The following is a 20549-nucleotide window of genomic DNA, read 5'->3' as shown; positions in this document are numbered from 1 at the left end:
TTCAAGAGCCATGGGGTTATTCAGTTTCTTACCTCTTAAGGCTTAGCATTCTTCCAATAAGCATAAGCATGCACCAAGCTACCGGTAAAGGACGGCGAATCCTTCAATAACTCAGGCAGCTTGGCAAGCTCTTCCTCCATGTAAGCTGCTCCTTCTTCATAGAAGGTAATATGATCGCCTTCATGGCTGGCTTTGATCTCGACGGAAATCTTGATCGGTTTGCCCAGCTCATCGGCAAATGCAATCTCTTCCTTAGCGACTGCGATAATCCCGTTCGATCCTTCCGCTTTATCCCGGAAGGCCATGAGTGAAACATGGTCCATTCGGTTGATCATCCACTTGCTGAGCGACATATCTTGTCCGGTAACTTTGTATTTATCCAGCCACACGGCCATATCCATACTTGCTTCTAGATTGGAATCCTTTTTCAATTCCGTAACAAAGGCATCCAGATTCGCGGTCCATTCGGAAATAACCTGCTGCGAATTTTCCCTCCACGCAGGCAACACATAAGGCTCAATGTCTAGGTGAATGCCGTGAAAACGCTCATCGCCTTCCACAGCGCGATTGTAGTTCTTCACGTAATTGACCAATCGCATCATTCTGGGCCGGTTCTCCTCAAGTGCCCATATCGGATGGCCACCCAGAGCGTGAACCTCTATTCCAGCTGCAGCTGCTTGTTTAACAAACGATGAGTACTTTGTGTAAGGCTGCTCCAGGTCCAGTCTTACATATAGCCAGTTCAAGTTCTTCTCTTTTGCAAAATCAAGAATTTCCTGACTGTTTCGAATCACTTCATGGGCTTCCCATATATATGTGCCTCTTACGACAGGGTCCCGTGTAATGGGATCCGCATCTGGCACACGATCGCCTTCTCCCGGTTCAGGATTCGGATCGGGGTCCGGGTCCGGTGGTGGAGTAGTAGGTTCCTCTTCGTCTGGCGGTACGGTCACATCACTGGACATGTTTTGCCAGTTGCGAATATCGTGGATAGCGATCCCGGCAAAGGATGCATATGAACCGAGCGCACTTGACAGATGTTCCATTTTCGCGTTCAATGATTCCTTGCCATATCCATAAAAGGTGGTGTGAGGCTCTCGCGGCATTTCTTTCGTGTTAACCCCAATAAGAATCTGCTTACCAAGTCTGTTGGCAAGCTCAAGCTCATCACGCGTCAGATCCAGAATGCCATTCTCGGATTCTACTTGGTTCCGATAGGCCATCACGGTAACCTGGTCAAACGTACCGATCAACCATTCATTCAGACTGGTTCCATTACCCAAGGTGTATCGATCAAACCAGAAGGGGATGTCAATTCCGAGTTCGAGGTCGCTACCGGATGCTTGATTCAAGAACATTATAAGATTTTGCTCCCAGGTGCTGATGACTTCGTCCGTCTCATCCTCCCACTGGGCAAGTACATACGGCTCTATATCAAGATGGATTCCGTCAAATCTGGCACCGGTCGAAACCTTGCCGTTATAGTTCAGCACCCAATCAGCGAGTCCTAGCATATCTTCCCTATGTTCGGTGAGGGCCCATCTTGGATCTCCACCTAAAGCATGCACTGCGATTTGATTCTCATGCGCACGCTTTATAAATGCCTCGTAAATTTCAGGAGGCAGTTGACGATCAATCTGTAAGTAGATTAGAGTAATCCCCTCATCACTGGCAAAATGAAGCAGTTCTTCGCCTCCATCTTTAATCAGATCCGTCTGCCAGATCCAAGTTGCTCTTGTTGTAGCGTTTTCTCCATAAGCCGGGGTTTGAAGCCCCACCAGAAGCATGACAGCTAACAAGCTGGCAAGCATCGGGTAACCTTTCACTTTCATGTTTTCCCTCCATTTCTCTGCGAGAACTCCACGTATTCTCTATTTAGTAAACGGGGTTATTATAGCATTGATACCTCAAAAAAAGATGAGCCCTTGTTCTTACGGGACAGGCAGCAAGGAACACAGCGAACGAATGATCCGTTTAAAAAGAACTACGCTATATTTGGCAAAAATTGACTAAATAATATAAAATATATGAATTTGAACAAAATTAAGGCTAACTACTCAGGAAGAAAGTTGTGGTTTTGACTTCGATATGGTCTAGTGTCACTGTTTTAATAACGAACGTCATTAAATTTATGGGTTTTGAAGATTCGAAAGCTTACATCATAGCAACTAGTAATTTAAGGGAGGGTGCCACTAGTCAGAGGCCGAAAGTGAGACTCAGCATATAGAAATGATTCATCATGTTGAATTTGTAAAAAACACCCGTATACGGCTTGGAATTCAAGTCCATCCTAGAACTAAAAACATAAGGTGGGCGCACATGATAAATTTGGAATCCAGATTGGAGAATATCGAAGACCGTTTTGTGAATATAGATACCTATCTATGTAAACATGATTTTACGTTAGCCGGCAATTGGGATTACAAGCATGGTTATCTGGACCGGCGCTTGGATCAGGAGCGGATGGTGTGGCTTCGGATCCCTTTTCTGGTAACCAAAGGCAGCTTGGATGGCGAATGTGGCGGCTGCCATGCTACGATAAAGCTCGGTCGTCCATTCGTGTTTAGACATATATACAATACGGGAACCGACAAGCATGCGGCACCTCGTTTATTGGGAGCTCTCTTTGATCAATTCCAGGCTCCGATCGACCCTGACGCATCGGTGCACGATATGTGGATTGAACAAGCAAGACAAGTGTTGGACGAAGTGGAGACAGGGTACTTGCAGTAACACCCTAATCGTGGAGATCGAGTTTTCTTGATCTCTTTTTCATATTTACATCATAACAAGCAAGGAGCTCTGACGTTTGCTGCAGCCAAAGGGCTCCTTTTTGTATGAGCAGAAAGAAATATGGAGATTAAAGAATATCCTTTGAAAACTTTAGAACTTTCGTAAAAGAGGGCTCAAATGATAAAGCATCCTGATATAGTAGGATAGACTTCAATATGCTGCCTCACGTGGATTTATTAAATAAATGAAGAAGGTGGATACCACTCATGAACAAAAAAACATTGTTTAATGATGGATGGACATTTGCAAAAAGTAGTCTTGACCTTACGGATTCGGCGAATCTTATATTCCAACCCGTGGATATTCCCCATGATTGGCTTATTTATAACACGGAGAATTTATATGAAAACAGCATGGGCTGGTACCGGAAGCAATGGTCGTGGAATAACGAGGGCGCTCAGGTTCTGCTGTGTTTTGACGGTGTGTATATGGATTCTTCGGTCTATGTCAATGGTCATTACGTGGGCGAATGGAAATATGGATATTCCTCCTTTGAACACGAAATAACGGATTTCCTGGTCGAAGGGGAGAATGTCATCGTTGTGAAGGTTGTGTTTCAAAGTCCGAACAGCCGATGGTATTCGGGGGCGGGCATCTATCGTAATGTATGGATAAAGACAAGGGAAGCGAACCATATCGCAACAGACGGTATTTACATATCAACAAAATGCCAGGAAAATGGATGGTTGGTCGAAGTCGAGACAGAAGTGAACACCGCAGATGATGTGCTTATCCACCACATGATCACGAAGGATGGTCAGAGGATCGCAGAGGTATCAGATCGCGTCAACGCTAACAACACTGGCAGTATAATGACTACGCAAACATTAGCTGTAGAGAATCCATTGCTCTGGAGCCCGGAAGAACCTCATTTGTATCAGTTGGTGACCGAAATGAGGGTGATTAGAACAGATTATCCGGCAGACCAGCATGATGAAATTGTAGAATCGGTAATACACAACGTGGGATTCCGCCATATCCAGCTTGATCCGAATCAGGGGTTCCTACTGAACGGCAGCAAACTGAAATTATACGGCGTATGCGAGCATCATGATCTCGGAGCATTGGGAGCAGCGTTCAACAAAACGGCCTTAGCCAGAAGATTTACCATTTTGAAAGACATGGGAGTTAACGCGATCCGCACCGCACACAATATGCCTGCTAAGGAATGGATGGATCTTGCGGATGAAATGGGGCTGCTGATCGCATCGGAAGCCTTTGATATGTGGGAACGACCGAAAACCCCTTATGATTATGCAAGGTTTTTTCCGGATTGGGTTCTGCGTGACGTGAGGAGCTGGGTCAAGCGGGACAGGAACCATCCGTCCCTTATCATGTGGAGTATCGGTAATGAAATATATGATACCCATGCGGATGAGAGAGGTCAGGCAATAACAAGTATGCTAATGGCAGAGGTTAAGCGATACGATCCCAAGCAAAATGCAAGCGTTACCATCGGATCGAATTATATGCCTTGGGAGAACGCACAACAATGTGCCGACATCGTGAAGGTGGCAGGTTATAATTATGCCGAGAAATATTACGAGAAGCATCATCAGGAACATCCGGATTGGATCATCTATGGCAGCGAGACCGCCTCGGTCGTACAAAGCAGAGGCATCTATCATTTCCCGTTTGAGAAATCCATTCTGGCCGATGATGACGAGCAGTGTTCCTCCCTCGGAAACAGCTCGACCAGTTGGGGAGCGAAATCGGCGGAGGCGTGCATTCTGGCTGAGCGGGATACGCCTTTCTCGCTGGGACAGTTTATATGGACCGGATTCGATTATATTGGAGAACCTACGCCGTATCATACCAAAAACTCTTATTTTGGTCAGATGGATACGGCAACCTTCAAGAAGGATTCCTATTATATCTATCAAGCGGCCTGGACGGATTACAAAACAAAGCCCATGGTGCATCTGCTGCCATACTGGGATTTCAACGACGGTCAAATGATCGATGTTCGCATCTGTTCCAATGCGCCTAGGGTTGAGTTGCAGCTAAATGGGGAAACCATCGGTGAACATGATATTGACCATGCACACGGAAGACAGCTTGTGGGCTGGTGGAAGATTCCTTATGTGAAGGGCGAATTGAAAGCGATGGCTTATGACGAAACAGGCCATATCGTGGCTACGGATATACGAACCTCTTTTGGCGATGCCAAGGGCATTGTTTTGCGCCCGGATAAGGAAGAATTAAGAGCCGATGGAGCAGACCTCATCTTCGTCGAAATCGCGATGGAAGATGAGGACGGCCATGCTGTCGAGAACGCGAATAACCGGGTGGAGGTCCATGTCACGGGTGTCGGACGATTGCTTGGACTCGATAATGGGGACAGCACGGATTACGATCCGTATAAAGGCCGAAGCAGAAGGCTGTTCGGCGGGAAGCTGATGGCGATCATCGGATCCACATTGGTGCCTGGCCAAATTCAAATCGAAGTGTCTTCGATTGGTTTGGAGAGCCGATGCCTACTTTTAACATCCATTCCCGCACAGGAAGAAATGACAACAGGCATATCGGCAAGCATGAATAACGAAGATGGGCCGTGCCTGACGGGGAGCATGCTTGAGCTTCCGCTTCGCAAGATTGAACTGATTAGTGAAGGAGGTCAAACATTTCATCCGTCCAATCGGCACATGGTGGTGCGTGCCAGGTTACATCCGCCGGAAACCTCTTATCAAGAGGTCGAATGGGCTGTCGTGAATGATGCCGGCATCGAATCCAATATCGCCAGTGTGGAAGCCGATGGTCATGAAGCTATCGTGACAGCTCTTGGTGACGGTGAGTTTCGTTTGAGGTGTACGAGTCGGAACGGGACGGATAAGACCAAGCTCATCTCCCAGCTTGAATTTCAAGTCGATGGTTTGGGTGCGGCCTACAAAGATCCATACTCCTTCATTTCGGCAGGACTGTATGACTACAGTCAAGGTGATGTGGGAAACGGGAACGAAAGAGGCGTAGCTACGAGCAGAGACGGTGAGACGCAGGTCGGATTTCAGGACATCGATTTCGGTCCACATGGCTCTGATACGATAACCGTTCCGATATTTGCACTCTCAAGCGAAGCGTACTCTCTGCAAATCTGGGAAGGCATGCCCGGTGAGGAGGGCAGCTCCTTGCTGGCTGATTGTATTTATCAGAAAGAGTCCAAGTGGAACGTGTATCAGGAAGAAACCTACCGGTTGTCCAAGAAGCTGCGCGGCATCACGTCAATATGCTTTGTCCTTCGTCAGAAGGTGCACATCAAAGGGTTTTATTTTCACGCGGGGAATAGAGCCTTCGAGCAGAATTTTGCCGCAGATTGCGATCGGATCTATGGAGATACCTTTACCATTATGGACAACAAGGTTGTTGAAGGCATAGGAAATAATGTGTCCCTCGAGTTTGACCCGATGGATTTCTCAGAAGCAGGTGCATCGAAACTGATTGTATACGGCCGTTCGGTCATAGATAAGAACACAATTCTTATCCGGTTTGCCAATTCGGAGGGAGAAAGCAACCAGCTTGTTGAATTTACGCGGTCTGACGGATACGAAGAGCAATTGTACAATCTGGAGCATATAACCGGCAAACAGAAGGTGACGTTCATCTTCCTGCCGGGAAGCCAGTTTGATTTTGGCTGGTTCCGGTTTATACGACCAGGTTCATAATACAGAGTGATCGCTATGGAATTCTGGACCCAGGCTATCGATTTGTTTCAACGCTGCAACTGAATGTAACCCGATTGATACTTCTACGTATATAGGTAATAAACATGGGTACATGTTAAACACTTAAAGAAGTTGAGGGATTCCATCATATGAATGTGGCGTATACAGATTATGCCGATACGGGATATCGGCGGGCTGAACAGAAGGCAGCTCAGTATTTTGCATCACTTTATGTACAGGTTAAGGAAAAGAGTTATGTGCCGATCCTGACAGAAGACATTCTATTGTGGAAAAGAAAGCATATTCGTCGTCCTTCATGGCTGTCTTTTTTATCGCCGGGAAAGAAGAAACCGGATACCCGGGATTATCATAGATATATCGGATGGCTCCATTATACAGGTGAATTGGATGATTACTTGGATCGAAGCATTTCCTATATTTATATGAGAGATTTGGGTATGGCACTGGACTCGCCTGACACGAAGGCCAGAATACGGCGTGTTGTTGCCGATACCAAAAAACTCCTGCTTCGCTCCACCAGTACGAACGGAGGAGACACGCCGGATTATATGAGTTTAGCCGGGCTGTACCGATGGGCCCAAAAGGAAGGGATCGAAAATGCCGTCATTTGGGTCATCAACAAACTGAAGCATGTGGCGGCTCATATTCCAGAGGAGATGGATGCGGACCAAGCCCAACGCAAATTGATCAAAATTATCGTCGGTGTTGTTATGCATGTCATTGAAGATATGGAGTCAGAGACTTCGCCCGTGGAGCGTTCGGCCCGCCTTGATGATGCCATCCGATTGGGTTATTCATACGGGTTGACCTATCCTTTTATCGACGATCTGCTCGATTCAGGGGTCTTGAACGCTCAGGAGAAGGAACAATACTCCCAAATGATACGTCAGGCGCTTCTCACTGGAACCGTTCCGGAGATGGGTCAGTGGAGCGGGAAAAACATGGATCTCGTTCATTTCGTTCATAAGGAGCTTCGAGATGCATTTGAGTATATTCAGGGACATCAACGCCCGGAAACGCAGCAGGCTTTTTTTGAGCAGTCTAATGTGTTTTTTCATTCCCAGCATATTGACCGCATTAAGGATCTCGCCAATCCCAATTACAGCAACGAGGAATTATATCTGCCGATCATTCTGAAATCATCGTCCTCCCGGTTGATCGTCCGCTCCGTTATCAGCGCTTCGGCAGATGAAGGGTTTGAAGACCGGACATTCTTCTACGGTATCTACAACCAGTTGGCCGATGATTTTGCCGATATGTTTCAGGATATGGAAGACGGTGCGGTAACACCGTACACTTACTATTTAAAATATCGCGGTCAGCGTACGGATCTTATCAATCCTTTTGAAATGTACTGGGCGGTGATCTCCCATCTTATTCATGAGGTGTATCATTCGGACGCCAAGACGCGAGAGGTAATGCTGGACCGGGCCATCAATGGCCTGAAGCGTTGTAAAGAACGAGTCGGGGCTGAGAAATATCATGAAATCATGGATATTTTTGCATCCGGGAATCCGGAATTTAATCGGCTCATCCAGCAAATGGTGCTAAAAGCCGATCAGGTGGATTTCTTCGATAAATTGCTGCGGGACCAGATGGTTACGGTGCTTAGAAACGAGCGGAAGGAAAAGGATTTTTTTATCGATACCTTTAAAACCGTTCGGAATGAGATCAACAACAGCTTGCAAATCGCGAAACTCCCTGGCATTCCACCAATGAAAGAGTCGTTGATTGATGCCGCCAATTATACGCTTGAAGGGGATGGCAAACGTCTAAGACCTACCTTGACTTGGGTCATGGCCGTGAACGAATACGGACTGCGGGCTTCCTCCATCGTGCCGCTGCTAAGGTCGCTTGAATACATGCATACTGCTTCCTTGATATTCGATGATTTGCCCTCCCAGGATAACGCCTCTACCCGTAGAGGGCGACCGACTTTGCATCGGGTTCATGATAGCGCAACGGCGGAAATCACCGGTTTGTTCCTGATTCAGAAGGCTATCGAAGAACAATCGTCCCTTGAAGGGTTTGATCCGAAAACGGTGCTGAAGCTAATTCAATATTCGTCCCAGCGGGCTGGAGATATGTGTTCGGGCCAGGCGATGGATTTGAATTCAAAAGGGAAGGCATTGTCCTTGGAGGAGCTGAATACGGTCTGTTATTACAAGACGGGTATTGCGTTTGAGGCATCTCTCGTTATGCCTGCCATCCTTGCTCAGGTGAAGGAGAGCGAAATTGCGACACTGAAGAATTTCGCTTACCATGCGGGCATAGCCTTTCAAATCCAGGATGATTTGCTTGATGTGCAGGGGAATTTGGAGCAGCTCGGGAAACCCGGAGGACAGGATGCGGAGAACAACACATCGACCTTTGTGAGCATTTTGGGTCAGGAAGGCGCCAGTCGGGAAATGTGGGAGCATTATTGCCTGGCCATGGAAGCACTGCAGGAGATGCCGCGGAATACGGCGTTTCTCAAGCATTTATTAAATTATATGGTAAATCGAGATCGTTAAATTTCTTCTATTATATTGTTCAATGTTGAAAAAATATCCCGTGAGGAAGTGTTGGCGTGAATGCCAGCACTTTTTTTGGTTTCGACATTCGTTTAGGCTCATGCGTGTTACATGGATGGTTTTGTGCAAAAGCAGCAATCCAGAAGAAATACGGCATATTTCCTATAGATATAATCAGTCTAACCTTACTTGGAAAGGAGCCTGTATGCACGATACGCAAGTATTTGCCCAGGCATTCACCGTTTACAATTATGACCGAAGAGGGCGCGGTGACAGTGGCAACACTGTGCCGTACTCGATGGAGCGAGAAATCGAAGACATTGAAGCCATCATTGAGGCAGCGGGTGGCTCCGCATACCTGTACGGGCATTCCTCCGGAGCGATCCTTGCCCTTGAAGCCGCCATGCGGCTGGGAGACAAAGTAAACAAGGCAGTCCTGTATGACCCGGCTTATGCGCACGATGAGGCAGATCAGTTGGAATTCAAAGGATTGATTCATGGGTTAAATCAGCTGCTTGAAGTGGGGAAGTATGACGAAGCCATAAGTCTATTTTTAGAGGGAATCGGTATCCCTAAGGAAGTGATTGACGGAATGCAGCATTCGCCTCAGTGGGCCATCATGACTGCACTCGCGCCTACGCTTGCCTATGATACGCTTTTAGCCAGTGACCTGCCGCCGCTTGAAAGAGCGTCCCGTCTGACCACACCGATCCGTATCATTGTTGGCGAGCAAAGTCCCGTATCCATGCTGGAGGTTGGAAACCAGTTAAGCCGAGCTATTCCAGCAGCCCAAAACACGATACTAGAGGGCCAAGACCATATGCCGGATCCGGAATTGTTGCTGCCATTACTCTCAAGCTTTCTTCACAAGTAGGTGAAGTGGAGAAGAATATAGGCTTTCCACCAGGAAAGTCTTTTTTTGCCATGGAATCTACAAAACCGGGAAGCGCAACCGATTGAGGAAAATTCGACAAAGGACTATAATCTCAATAGCTATGGTTTATTGAGAGGTTGTGATTCTTCTGGATCGTAAAGTGAAACGTCTGAGCGTTGGGGAAATAACTTTGGAATATACTGTTGTAGGTAAGGGTGTGAATATACTAGTATTTCATGGTGGACACTCAAGCTGCATTGAAGAATTCGGGTACCAGACCTTGTTGTCCTCCGGATATTCGCTCATTACTCCATCAAGAGCAGGCTACGGTAAGACTTCACCGGTACAGGACTTGAAAAAAATGTGCGGAATCTATCATGCGTTGTTAGATCATCTGCAGGTAAAAAAAGTACATATTATAGCAGTATCGGCGGGTGGACCAACCGGTGTTTGCTTTGCGGCTATGTTTCCTGACCGTGTTGCAAGTTTGACACTTCAGAGTGCCGTCACTAAACCCTGGCTCAAACCCCAAGACAAAGAATATAAAATGGGACGTCGTATTTTTAAACCCGGTGTTGAGAAAATAACGTGGAACATGATTGCATTCATAAACAATATACTGCCACGAACTACATTCAAATTAATGCTGCCATCCTTTTCCAAGCTCCGTTTTAGTGAAATCCGCGAAAGACTTGATGAGAAATCAACGGAGGAGTTTCGAAAAATGAATAACAGACAACGTTCCTATTCAGGATTCCTCATTGATTTGGAACAGTCACAAACCGATTATACGAACGAATTAAGGAGTATTCGTGCCCCGACGCTGATCCAGCATAGTAAAAATGATAGTGTTGTCCCCTTAACCCATGTTGAGCAAGCCCAATCTTGTATTCCACATGCAGAAGCTAACGTGCTCGACTCGTGGGGGCATTTGATCTGGATCGGACAACATGCTCGTCATTTTGATGAAAGACTGTTACATTTCTTATCCAGCAACCAAATTTACGACTAGGATCGCAGTTCTGTTTTAAACAGATCGTTCATCTCATTTTTTTGATAAAAAAGTACAGTTTTTGCTCCAAGGAATTTGGTATGATGACCTCATAGCCAATCCACATAGATAGGGGGCAAAAGAACTTGAAATGCAGAGCTGTGAAATCGTTCAACGCGCCATAGATTATATCGAAGATCATCTAACGGAATCGCTGACACTCGAGGAAATTGCCGGCGTGGCGGCCATGTCATTGCCAAATTTATACCGATTGTTTCATAGCCTGACGGGACACCCCATCAAGGAGTACATACGTAAACGCAGAATCAACGAAGCCGCCATTTGCTTGCGGGATACCGACTTGCCGACAATCGATATCGGATACCGCTGCGGATTTGAGTCCTACCAGGCATTCATTAAAACCTTCAAGAGGCTCACGGGACTGACTCCAGGACAATACCGGAGATCTCAGTTGGTTTACAGTTTCGAACGGATGAATCTGAATGAACATGTATGCTATCTGGAAGAGCGGGATTTATCAGAACGATTTCCTGAGGTAAGGGTGATCCGTCTGAATCCTCAGCAAGGGATCGGCTATCTGTTTGTTTCCGAGTCTGAGAGTGGCATAGAAACCGCGGCGATTAATCATTTTCGCGAATTATTGTCTTCACACCGTATCGACATCAATGGCTTGAGGCTCTTCGGTTGGAACGTGGATATGGAAGGTGAAACCAAGCCATTCGGTTATCAGCTGGTCGCCGTTGACTTGATGAACCAAGCCGAGATGATGAAGCATCCGGAACTACATTCCATGGCTCTTGACGGCGGCCTGTATGCCGTGGCTAGATCCCCATCGGTGGCGGAAGACAGTATTCAGAACACCTGGAACCGTTTGTTCTCCGAATGGCTGCCCCGCAGTGTGTTTGAGCAAGGAAAGCATGAATTCATTGAAGAATATGCTCTGAACCGAGATCATATCGTTAGGTTGAAGTTATATCTTCCGGTGGAACGAAGCAAGCTGGTGAAGCGTATTGAAATCGTGGAGTTGTCTTCGTTTAAGGTGATGCGTTTTCGCAGAACGGGTGCAGACTGCGTCCAACAAGCGGATGAAGCTTCCATTTCCTGGTTATGCCGTAATGGATTCATTGAAGATTCGCGAATTCGTGTATTCATGCACTGTGACGGTGGACTGCTGGACGAAAGCTCTTCGTACGAGGTTTATATAGCCCCTCCTGAGGAGTTTCTTGCTTCCCATGAAGAAGTAGATCTTCAAGTTGTGCTGGAAGGCGGCCTGTATGCCTGTCTGGAGTCAGGTGCTTATGGCACCATGACAGGTGTGCTTGAAAGAGTGGACCGATGGCTCGATATGTCAACCGAGTACAGGCCAGATCCAGCGCGCTCTTGGTTTGCGAGTTACTTACCTAAGGAAGAGGCGGACCACGGGATTTTCAAAGTGAAGTGTTATGTTCCTGTTCAAATCATGCCATAGGCATAAGAATGGAGGGAGTTGATGAGTCGATTGCCTATCGAAAGAGTGCAGCCGGAAGGGTATCGCCCGTTTACGACACCCCGCGTGTTAAAAATGATACATGGAGGCAAAACAATGAACGAACAAATGCAGGATGGTCACAACCATGCACAGGCTAGCCCGATAAAGAACAAAGTAGGCAGCATTTTCATTCCGGTTCGGGATATCGAAAGGTCGCGCAGCTGGTACTGCCGTGTACTCGGAATAGCGGAAGATGATTGCCAGGTGATGAATGGTCATCTATGCCCTTTGCCCATGGAAGGAACGGGCGTGATCCTGGATACGATGCCGAAGTGGGGAGGAGATCAGCCGGGGGGAGCGCCGTCTATCGATACTCCTGCGTTCATGCTGCTGACAGAGGACCTGGAAGGATCATTAGCCTACATGAAAAAGCTCGGAGTGGAACTCGTGACGGAAATTGAACATAATCATTGGTTCGTCGTGAAGGATCCCGATGGAAACAAACTCATGATATGTCGTGAATAAGTATGGACGATATCATGTTGTCCCTAATAACCTGAATCTCCATGCGAGAGTTCAGGTTATTGTTGTTCCATCAAAGGAAACTATAAGCCGGCGCTTGCAGCCGGTTTTTTGATAGGATACGGAAGCATTACAGATTTTAAATGTAAAAAAATATAAATTGAGGTTGATAGTGGTATATGATAGTTTTATAATGGAAATGTAAGCGTATTATTTTTGGTGTTTTATCCTCGAACAACAAGTGATTCTTCCATCATAGATTGGTTGTATGGCAAACAATAGAGGACAGAAGGAGAGGTGATTCGAAGCTCTTCAGTAGACGGTTCGCTTAAAGAACAGCTAGAGGTGCACTAGTATCCATGAAGCCTTAATCCGATAATAATTAGGAGGGAACATGATGCTAAGAAAAGGAATAAGTGTAGTTATACTGTTTAGTCTTCTGGTCGTTCTATTGCCTGTCAACAAAATCAATGCGGCACCGAACTGGAATTTGGTATGGAGTGACGAGTTCAACGGAACCTCGCTCAATAGAGCGAATTGGACACCGGAAATCGGTACCGGCAGCGGCGGATGGGGAAACAATGAACTGCAGTATTATACCGACCGGGCACAGAATGTGCAGGTTACTGGCGGTAACCTTGTCATTACAGCGCAGAAGGAATCTTATGGCGGGATGAATTACACTTCTGCCCGGATCAAAACCCAAGACTTGAAGAGCTTTACTTACGGGAAAGTGGAGGCGCGGATCAAGCTGCCTTCGGGTCAAGGCTTGTGGCCGGCGTTTTGGATGCTCGGAAGCAATATCAGTTCGGTTGGCTGGCCGAAAAGCGGAGAAATTGACATTATGGAACGGGTAAACAATAACCCTTACGTGAATGGTACCGTACACTGGGATGCAGGTGGGCATGCCGATTTTGGACGAGTGTCCGGCAATTTGGATTTCTCCCAATTCCATGTCTACAGCATAGAATGGGACTCTAAATATATCCGTTGGTTCGTGGACGGCCAGCAGTTCAATGAGTTCTATATTGAGAATGGAACCGGTAATACCGAGGAATTCCAGCGCCCGTTCTTTATATTATTGAATCTGGCGGTCGGCGGAAATTGGCCTGGAAGTCCGAACAATTCCACACCGTTCCCATCGCAGATGCTGGTGGATTATGTACGCGTCTATCAGGACACGGGTGCATCCAACGTGATCAGTGACGGGATTTACACGATCGCTTCCAAGGCGAGCGGCAAAGTGATGGATGTTGTGGATGTCTCCACGGCAAGGGGAGCCAAGATACAGCAATGGACCAACTACGTCGCCAATAATCAAAGGTTCAGAGTAGAAAGCACCGGAGACGGGTACTACAAGCTCACAGCCGTACACAGCGGAAAAGTTCTCGACGTGCCGAGTTCATCCACATCCACTGGCGTTCAGCTGCAGCAATGGGATGATAATGGATCGAATGCGCAGCGATGGAAGATCGTTGATGTGGGCGGAGGGTATTACAAACTTGTGTCCAAGGTGAGCGGACTGGCAGTCGATGTAGCCAGTGCTTCCACAGCAGATGGGGCTGTTGTCCAGCAGTGGACGGACAATGGGACGGATGCGCAAAAGTGGTTGTTTACCAAAATTAACTAAACTTATACAAGCAGCTCCGTGAGGGGCTGCTTGTTTGTGTAAGCTTAACGGAAGCGATCGAATTAGGAGAATATGCCGATTTTACCGTTGTGAATCCTTGCTTTTGATGATATGGATCCGGATAAACTGCTGAAGACGAAGATCAGAAGACGATTGTCAATGGGAAAACCGGTTATACGCAGTAACTTATCCAATCGAGCAGTCCAGCAATGGGCTTGCTCGATTTGTATGTATGGTTGATTTTTACTGACATGAAGATGGGGTATTGACTTGAGCCTTGCTTGACGACATGGTATATTGTGAAGTTATCGGCAAATTCGTCGTGCAAAATGAGGGGATGACATTCAAACCATATGATATTACGGCTAAAATCGTTGGTTAATGTCAAAAACAGGTGGCGCAATTGCGTTGTTGTTTCATATATTTAAAGAGACTGAAGAGTCGAAGAAGGGAGGAAGCCAATGAACTTAAAATGGAGGACATATCTCCCACTGCTATGGATCCTGGCCATTCCTGTGCTCAACATTTTTTATGGTGTCTTGAACCATGCACATACGCCAGTAAAAAGCTTAGTGACGGATCTTGACACCGTGATTCCGTTTGTACCGATATTCATTATACCTTATCTGGTATGGTACCCTTTTATCATTATCATGCTGTTTTTGTTCTGTGCCAGAGATCGCAATGTGTATTATCGAACACTGTTGACCCAGTGCATTGGACTAATTGCATGTTACATTATCTTTTTCTTGTTCCAGACGACGGTAGAGCGGCCGCCACTTATGGGCACAGGGGTTCTTGATTGGTTGGTAAACCTGGTGTACAGTACCGACAATCCCTACAACTGTTTCCCAAGCATCCATGTCCTGACCAGTTACTTGATGATAAAAGGGGCAGCAGCTAGTGCAGGTTTTACCAATAAAGATCGGGTTGTCGTGCATATCTTTGCTTGGTCGATCATTGTTTCCACGCTATTCGTGAAACAGCATGTTCTGCTGGACGTGGTTGGTGCCATCGCTTTAGTTGAGATTCTGTGGTTTGGGGTAGGAAGATTATCTTCAGCACTCCGGGCTAAAAATAAGGGAGTTATCGTCCGCGGGGAGAATATGTGGGAGCAATGAAAGTCCGGATGGAACGATAGCCGTTTAGCTTGAAGCATTATGTACGAACCGATCATAAGAATGATTCGTAACACTGAAAAGCTCATCAGAGAATTTGGACCTCATGATGGACTATATGGTGGAGTGCATAACCGCATATGATTGGTAATTATCCAAAGTTGCTTGTGTCGTTGATCGTTCACAGGCTGCAGGTGCTGCATGATTTGATGCAAGTGAAGCTGAGTGATAATCTTCAACCCCTCTGCTTTGCTGTGACGAATAAGGAGCTGTTCTCCGATCTCTACACGCAGTTGTTCCAATGGAGCAACGAGTATAAAGATGATTCCATGACTGGCCGGATCCAACATGTTTTAGGATACGATCACCCGTTGTTGAATCAATACATATTATTAAGAACGAGAATGGAAATGGCGATACACCGGGAAATGAACTGGAAGCACTGCGACTTCAGCCATAAATTGGTTCCGACAGGTATCGATTGGAGTAACAGCTCATGAAATCAGCCGAGTTTTCCGAAAATTTAATAAATAAGGTTTACCACCGAAATGGTTTTATATATAATAATCATAACAAATGCGATGAAGAGACGAGTAAATAAACGAATTCTTGTACAGAGAGCTCCGGTAGCTGAAAAGGGGCAAAGCGTTCTTTATTGAAAAAAGACTCAGAGCAGCACACGGAACCCTCATGTAGAGGAGGATGGTGTGCCAGGAGCTCCTGTTACAGAGCTAGAGTATCCGCATTACCGTGTAATGCCGTACTCGATGAGGCGAATATGGTGACATATTGGCAAATTTGGGGTGGTACCGCGAGTATAACAATCTCGTCCCTAAGACTTATGGTCTTGGGGGTGGGATTTTTTTATATCACAAGAAAGATGAAGGTTCAAGGTAGGAAGCCTACACGAATCGCGCCGGATTGAATAGTTATCTAGAGGAAGCTCATTTACTGCATGCTTTTGTCCGTACGGTTGATCAGAGTCGATGTATGGGGAACATGACGCCACGATTGAAAGGATATGAGTAACGAATGTCAGAAAAACTTAAAGTCGGTATTGTCGGTGGAACGGGTATGGTCGGTCAACGTTTTATGCAATTGCTGGATGGGCATCCATGGTTTGAAGTCACTTCCATTTCAGCCAGCAGAAATTCAGCCGGCAAAACGTATGAAGAATCCGTTCAGGGCCGCTGGAAGCTTGCGACGCCAATCCCCGAGCAGGTGAAAGGCATTATCGTGCAGGATGCTTCGCAAGTGGAACAGGTAGCAGCAGAGGTTGATTTTGTTTTTTGCGCGGTTGATATGAAGAAGAATGAGATACAGGCATTGGAAGAAGCTTATGCCAAAACGGGTACGCCCGTCATTTCCAATAATTCCGCTCATCGCTGGACGCCTGACGTTCCGATGGTCATTCCGGAAATTAATCCCGGTCATATTGACGTGATTGCCGCACAGCGCAAACGTCTGGGAACGACAACAGGGTTCATCGCGGTGAAGCCGAATTGCTCCATTCAGAGTTATGTACCGGCGCTTCACGCTTTGCTTGACTACAAACCCACCCAAGTTGTTGCCTCCACCTATCAGGCGATTTCCGGTGCCGGTAAGAACTTCACCGATTGGCCGGATATGCTGGACAATGTGATACCGTATATCGGCGGGGAGGAAGAGAAGAGCGAGCAGGAGCCGCTGCGCATTTGGGGCAGCGTCGTGAGCGGTGAGATCGTGAAAGCCCAATCGCCATTGATTACGACGCAATGCATTCGAGTTCCCGTAACCGATGGCCACTTAGCCACCGTGTTTGCATCATTCGAGAACAAACCTTCGAAGGATGAAATCCTGGACCGCTGGCAGAAGTTTAAGGGAAGACCGCAAGAGCTGAATCTTCCAAGTGCGCCGAAGCAGTTCATTACGTATTTCGAAGAAGAGAATCGGCCGCAGACGAAGCTGGACCGTGATATCGAACGCGGCATGGGCGTGTCGGTGGGCAGACTGCGCGAGGATTCCCTCTACGATTACAAATTCGTAGGACTCTCGCATAATACGCTGCGCGGCGCGGCAGGCGGTGCCGTTCTGATTGCCGAACTGTTGAAAGCCGAAGGTTACATTCAAGCGAAATAATAACTATACTCGTTTAAGACAAAGGCGACTGCTTGATGCAGTCGCCTTTTTGTGTGCATTGTTCATGGTTCGTACATTGACGAAGTTCGTATTTATCGTATATAGTGTAATTCGCGCTTCAATGCAAAGAAGCAAAGAAGCCGAAAAGCATAAAAGCGAAAAAGTTCATCGTTATAAAACAAGCGGACGGGAAGGAGCTCCCGTCACGACCATGTATAAGGAGTCTTAGCACCATGGAACGACATCTCAGTTTCTCAAAAAGCATCATTCTTATCGCGTTTATACTGGCAGTTCTGTTTGTCTCCATCTTTCTTCTTAAGGCAGAGCCGCATATTCCGCTCCTGGCAACGACCGTGGGTATCGCCGCCTTGCTGCGGTTGTTCGGATTTTCTTGGAAGCAGCTCGAATCCGCGATCATTCAAGGCATTCAAACGGCGATTATGCCGATTCTCATCCTTTCGCTCATCGGCATTCTAATTGCAGTATGGATGATGAGTGGCACCGTCCCGACCATTTTATACTATGGAATGGATTATATTGAACCGCATTATTTTGCCGTGAGCGCTTTATACGTGACCATAGTGGTTTCAATGTTTACCGGAAGCTCCTTCACGACAGTCAGTACGGTTGGCGTTGCTTTCATGGGAATCGCTGTAACGACCGGGATTTCTCCGGCTCTGGCAGCAGGAGCGGTGATCTGCGGCGCTTGCTTCGGCGATAAAATGTCGCCGCTGTCCGACACAACGAACTTTGCTCCGGCGGTTGCCGGTATACCCTTGTTCACCCACATAGGCAACATGATCTACACCACGGTGCCGGCACTAATCGTGACAACGGTCTTATTCCTGCTTGCACCAACGGCGAATACCCTGGATTTAACCTCGATAAATCAAATCAAGGCTGCTCTGAATGACGGATTCCATATTCATTGGCTCACGTTGATATCGCCGCTTGCGGTCATTGCTTGCTCAATTAAACGGATTCCGATTCTCCCGACGCTGATCGTGGGCATTGTTACCGGACTCATCGTAACGGCCTTTATACAGCAGCAGACGGCAGTCGAAGTTTGGTTCAGTGTCATGCAGAGCGGTTACAAGAGCGCGATCGCCAACGAAACCGTTGCTTCCATTGTCAACCGCGGTGGATTGCAATCGATGATGGGGTCCGTATCGTTAATCTTGATCGCGTTATCCTTAGGGGGGCTGCTTCAGCATTGCGGCGTCATTGAAGCCTTCTTCCGTAAAGTCATGCAGCCGCTGAAGCGGAAAAGCAGCATTGTCCTGATGACGGGGGCGTCCTCGATTGCGGTTAACGGCATGACGGGCGAGCAATATTTATCGATCCTATTGCCTGGTCAAATGTTCAAGGAGGAATATGTCCGCCGAGATATTCCGGCGAAGACGTTGTCCCGTACATTGGAGGATTGCGGTACGCTTGTTAACCCATTGATTCCATGGGGGGTTAGCGGTGCCTTTTTCGCAGCTACGCTTGGCGTACCGGTCATTGAGTATGCGCCGTATGCAGTTTTCCTGTGGTTAAGCCCGCTCTTCACGTTTGCATATGCCTTAATACCGCGATTGCAGCGGAACTCGCTTGGCAGGAAGATATGAGGATTACCCATAAACATAGATCACGTGCTAGACCTTGCCTCCCGGATAGGGGAGTCAGGGTCTTTTTGATTAAAGCGATTCATACCCAACCTGTTCTTCGATTTATCTGATACGATGGAAAGTGATATGCGAGCCAACATCGTAGATTCATTTTTTTGAGGGAGGGATATAAGCATGAATCATGGGGTAAATAAAGCGCCAACCGCCACGGCGCTGATGGAATTGCATGTTCAGGCGATGTTTACGCATGACCGGGATATGCGAATTCGCAGCATCAACGAGCCTTGGCCGGGAGAGGAACCTGCTCCCAGGTTTTTCCTGGGTCGAACGATAGACGGTTCCGCGATCTGCAGGTTTCGTTATGATGTTCCCGAAAGAATTGCCGGGCAATTGAAAGCGTTGGTTGAAGATGAGCCGATTGTAAACGATGAGGTTCAGTCGAAGCCTAAACATGTTGCCGCTTATATGAATCTTCTTCGTACGGAGCACTATACGAGCGGACCCTGTTATCGGATACCTGACCAAACAACACCGGCCAAACAGACGGTAAGGATCACCCAAGAAAATATAAACGAATATTCGCTCACCGGTTTTGAATGGCTGATCACGGAAATCGATTATGGTCAGCCTTATGTTGCGCTCATTCATGAGAACAGGGTGGTGTCGGTTTGCCGCAGCGTTCGGATTACTGAAGGAGCACATGAAGCCGGACTTGAGACGTTAGAGGAATTTCGCGGAAGAGGTTATGCGGCTGCCGTTGTTGCGGGATGGGCCATCGAGGTACGTAAGATGGGCGCGCTACCGTTGTACAGCACGTTATGGGAGAATAATTCTTCCCGGAGAGTGGCAAGTAAATTAGCATTGTCCTATTACGGGGTTAATTTCGCAATCCGATGAGATGCCGGGCAGCGTGACCCCCTTGCTAGAGGAAGCCATAAAGAAATCCCTCAAAAAATTTGAGGGATGAAGTGCACCATGATTATGTTAATGATTAGCTCGAGCTGCCTCTTCTGTTCTTATAATAGCCATGACCTTGGTTACCATGTCTATGTCTTAAATCGGATGAGGAACCTTTACGACGCGAATAGCCATGACTGCTGCTGTATTTTCTTCCATAATTCTTCGAGGAACTGCTGTAACGCTTTCGGCCATGACTATGGGATGTAGAGTGGAGAAGCTTGTTCATGATCTTTCTTAACATGCAAAACATC

The 20549-nt window shown here is 47.0% G+C and carries 14 protein-coding genes and 1 other annotated feature; of the genes, 13 read left to right on the top strand and 1 reads right to left on the bottom strand.

The features are described 5' to 3' along the window. Positions 1–35: 35 nt before the first annotated feature. Positions 36–1832, bottom strand: a complete 1797-nt coding sequence (locus ABEW73_RS19570; RefSeq protein WP_430166201.1) for a hypothetical protein — start codon at positions 1830–1832, stop codon at positions 36–38. A gap of 487 nt (positions 1833–2319) precedes the next feature. Here ABEW73_RS19570 and ABEW73_RS19565 point away from each other — a divergent pair, with 487 nt between their 5' ends. The 13 genes from ABEW73_RS19565 to aac(2')-IIb all read left to right on the top strand — a co-directional run bounded on the left by ABEW73_RS19565 (position 2320) and on the right by aac(2')-IIb (position 20235). After that, a complete protein-coding gene (locus tag ABEW73_RS19565) occupies positions 2320–2733 on the top strand; it encodes a YugN-like family protein (RefSeq protein WP_430166199.1) in 414 nt (137 codons plus the stop codon). Between the two features lie 266 nt (positions 2734–2999). Continuing rightward, complete coding sequence (locus tag ABEW73_RS19560; RefSeq protein WP_430166198.1) at positions 3000–6452, top strand: glycoside hydrolase family 2 TIM barrel-domain containing protein; 3453 nt, start codon at positions 3000–3002, stop codon at positions 6450–6452. Positions 6453–6601: 149 nt separating this feature from the next. Next, on the top strand, positions 6602–8986 hold the full coding sequence (locus ABEW73_RS19555; protein WP_430166196.1) for a polyprenyl synthetase family protein: 2385 nt from the start codon (positions 6602–6604) through the stop codon (positions 8984–8986). Positions 8987–9191: 205 nt separating this feature from the next. Then, the gene (locus ABEW73_RS19550; protein ID WP_430166194.1) at positions 9192–9860 is read left to right on the top strand and encodes an alpha/beta fold hydrolase; all 669 of its coding nucleotides are present in this window, start codon (positions 9192–9194) and stop codon (positions 9858–9860) included. 148 nt (positions 9861–10008) lie between these two features. Beyond that, positions 10009–10872 (top strand): alpha/beta fold hydrolase, encoded by an 864-nt coding sequence (locus tag ABEW73_RS19545; protein ID WP_430166283.1) that lies wholly within the window; start codon positions 10009–10011, stop codon positions 10870–10872. 130 nt (positions 10873–11002) lie between these two features. After that, complete coding sequence (locus ABEW73_RS19540) at positions 11003–12340, top strand: helix-turn-helix domain-containing protein (protein ID WP_430166192.1); 1338 nt, start codon at positions 11003–11005, stop codon at positions 12338–12340. A 114-nt stretch (positions 12341–12454) separates the two neighbouring features. After that, positions 12455–12865 carry a VOC family protein gene (locus ABEW73_RS19535; protein ID WP_098745104.1) on the top strand — a complete coding sequence of 137 codons (411 nt, stop codon included), beginning with the start codon at positions 12455–12457 and terminating at the stop codon, positions 12863–12865. 391 nt (positions 12866–13256) lie between these two features. Then, the gene (locus ABEW73_RS19530; protein WP_430166191.1) at positions 13257–14492 is read left to right on the top strand and encodes an RICIN domain-containing protein; all 1236 of its coding nucleotides are present in this window, start codon (positions 13257–13259) and stop codon (positions 14490–14492) included. Between the two features lie 461 nt (positions 14493–14953). Continuing rightward, positions 14954–15613 (top strand): phosphatase PAP2 family protein, encoded by a 660-nt coding sequence (locus ABEW73_RS19525; RefSeq protein WP_430166189.1) that lies wholly within the window; start codon positions 14954–14956, stop codon positions 15611–15613. A gap of 137 nt (positions 15614–15750) precedes the next feature. Continuing rightward, positions 15751–16110 (top strand): hypothetical protein, encoded by a 360-nt coding sequence (locus tag ABEW73_RS19520; protein WP_430166188.1) that lies wholly within the window; start codon positions 15751–15753, stop codon positions 16108–16110. A 72-nt stretch (positions 16111–16182) separates the two neighbouring features. Continuing rightward, positions 16183–16447: a binding site (T-box leader), on the top strand. 195 nt (positions 16448–16642) lie between these two features. Next, positions 16643–17728, top strand: a complete 1086-nt coding sequence (asd, locus tag ABEW73_RS19515) for an aspartate-semialdehyde dehydrogenase (RefSeq protein WP_430166186.1) — start codon at positions 16643–16645, stop codon at positions 17726–17728. A gap of 233 nt (positions 17729–17961) precedes the next feature. Then, a complete protein-coding gene (nhaC, locus tag ABEW73_RS19510) occupies positions 17962–19338 on the top strand; it encodes a Na+/H+ antiporter NhaC (RefSeq protein ID WP_430166184.1) in 1377 nt (458 codons plus the stop codon). Positions 19339–19512: 174 nt separating this feature from the next. Continuing rightward, positions 19513–20235: a kasugamycin N-acetyltransferase AAC(2')-IIb gene (gene aac(2')-IIb / locus ABEW73_RS19505; RefSeq protein ID WP_430166183.1), complete on the top strand. Its 723-nt coding sequence runs from the start codon at positions 19513–19515 to the stop codon at positions 20233–20235. Positions 20236–20549: the final 314 nt, after the last annotated feature.

This window comes from Paenibacillus lautus (genome assembly GCF_050482385.1).
In the GTDB taxonomy this organism is placed as follows: domain Bacteria; phylum Bacillota; class Bacilli; order Paenibacillales; family Paenibacillaceae; genus Paenibacillus_AQ; species Paenibacillus_AQ lautus_B.
This window is presented reverse-complemented; position numbering and strand designations above follow the sequence as displayed.

What these genes read in the sequence shown, in the direction of transcription:
- ABEW73_RS19540 (WP_430166192.1), top strand. Translation starts at nt 11,003, where the DNA reads ATGCAGAGCTGTGAAATCGTTCAACGCGCCATAGATTATATCGAAGAT.
- ABEW73_RS19535 (WP_098745104.1), top strand. Translation starts at nt 12,455, where the DNA reads ATGAACGAACAAATGCAGGATGGTCACAACCATGCACAGGCTAGCCCG.
- ABEW73_RS19525 (WP_430166189.1), top strand. Translation starts at nt 14,954, where the DNA reads ATGAACTTAAAATGGAGGACATATCTCCCACTGCTATGGATCCTGGCC.
- ABEW73_RS19565 (WP_430166199.1), top strand. Translation starts at nt 2,320, where the DNA reads ATGATAAATTTGGAATCCAGATTGGAGAATATCGAAGACCGTTTTGTG.
- nhaC (WP_430166184.1), top strand. Translation starts at nt 17,962, where the DNA reads ATGGAACGACATCTCAGTTTCTCAAAAAGCATCATTCTTATCGCGTTT.
- ABEW73_RS19520 (WP_430166188.1), top strand. Translation starts at nt 15,751, where the DNA reads ATGATTGGTAATTATCCAAAGTTGCTTGTGTCGTTGATCGTTCACAGG.
- ABEW73_RS19560 (WP_430166198.1), top strand. Translation starts at nt 3,000, where the DNA reads ATGAACAAAAAAACATTGTTTAATGATGGATGGACATTTGCAAAAAGT.
- ABEW73_RS19555 (WP_430166196.1), top strand. Translation starts at nt 6,602, where the DNA reads ATGAATGTGGCGTATACAGATTATGCCGATACGGGATATCGGCGGGCT.
- asd (WP_430166186.1), top strand. Translation starts at nt 16,643, where the DNA reads ATGTCAGAAAAACTTAAAGTCGGTATTGTCGGTGGAACGGGTATGGTC.
- ABEW73_RS19570 (WP_430166201.1), bottom strand. Translation starts at nt 1,832, where the DNA reads ATGAAAGTGAAAGGTTACCCGATGCTTGCCAGCTTGTTAGCTGTCATG.
- ABEW73_RS19530 (WP_430166191.1), top strand. Translation starts at nt 13,257, where the DNA reads ATGATGCTAAGAAAAGGAATAAGTGTAGTTATACTGTTTAGTCTTCTG.
- ABEW73_RS19550 (WP_430166194.1), top strand. Translation starts at nt 9,192, where the DNA reads ATGCACGATACGCAAGTATTTGCCCAGGCATTCACCGTTTACAATTAT.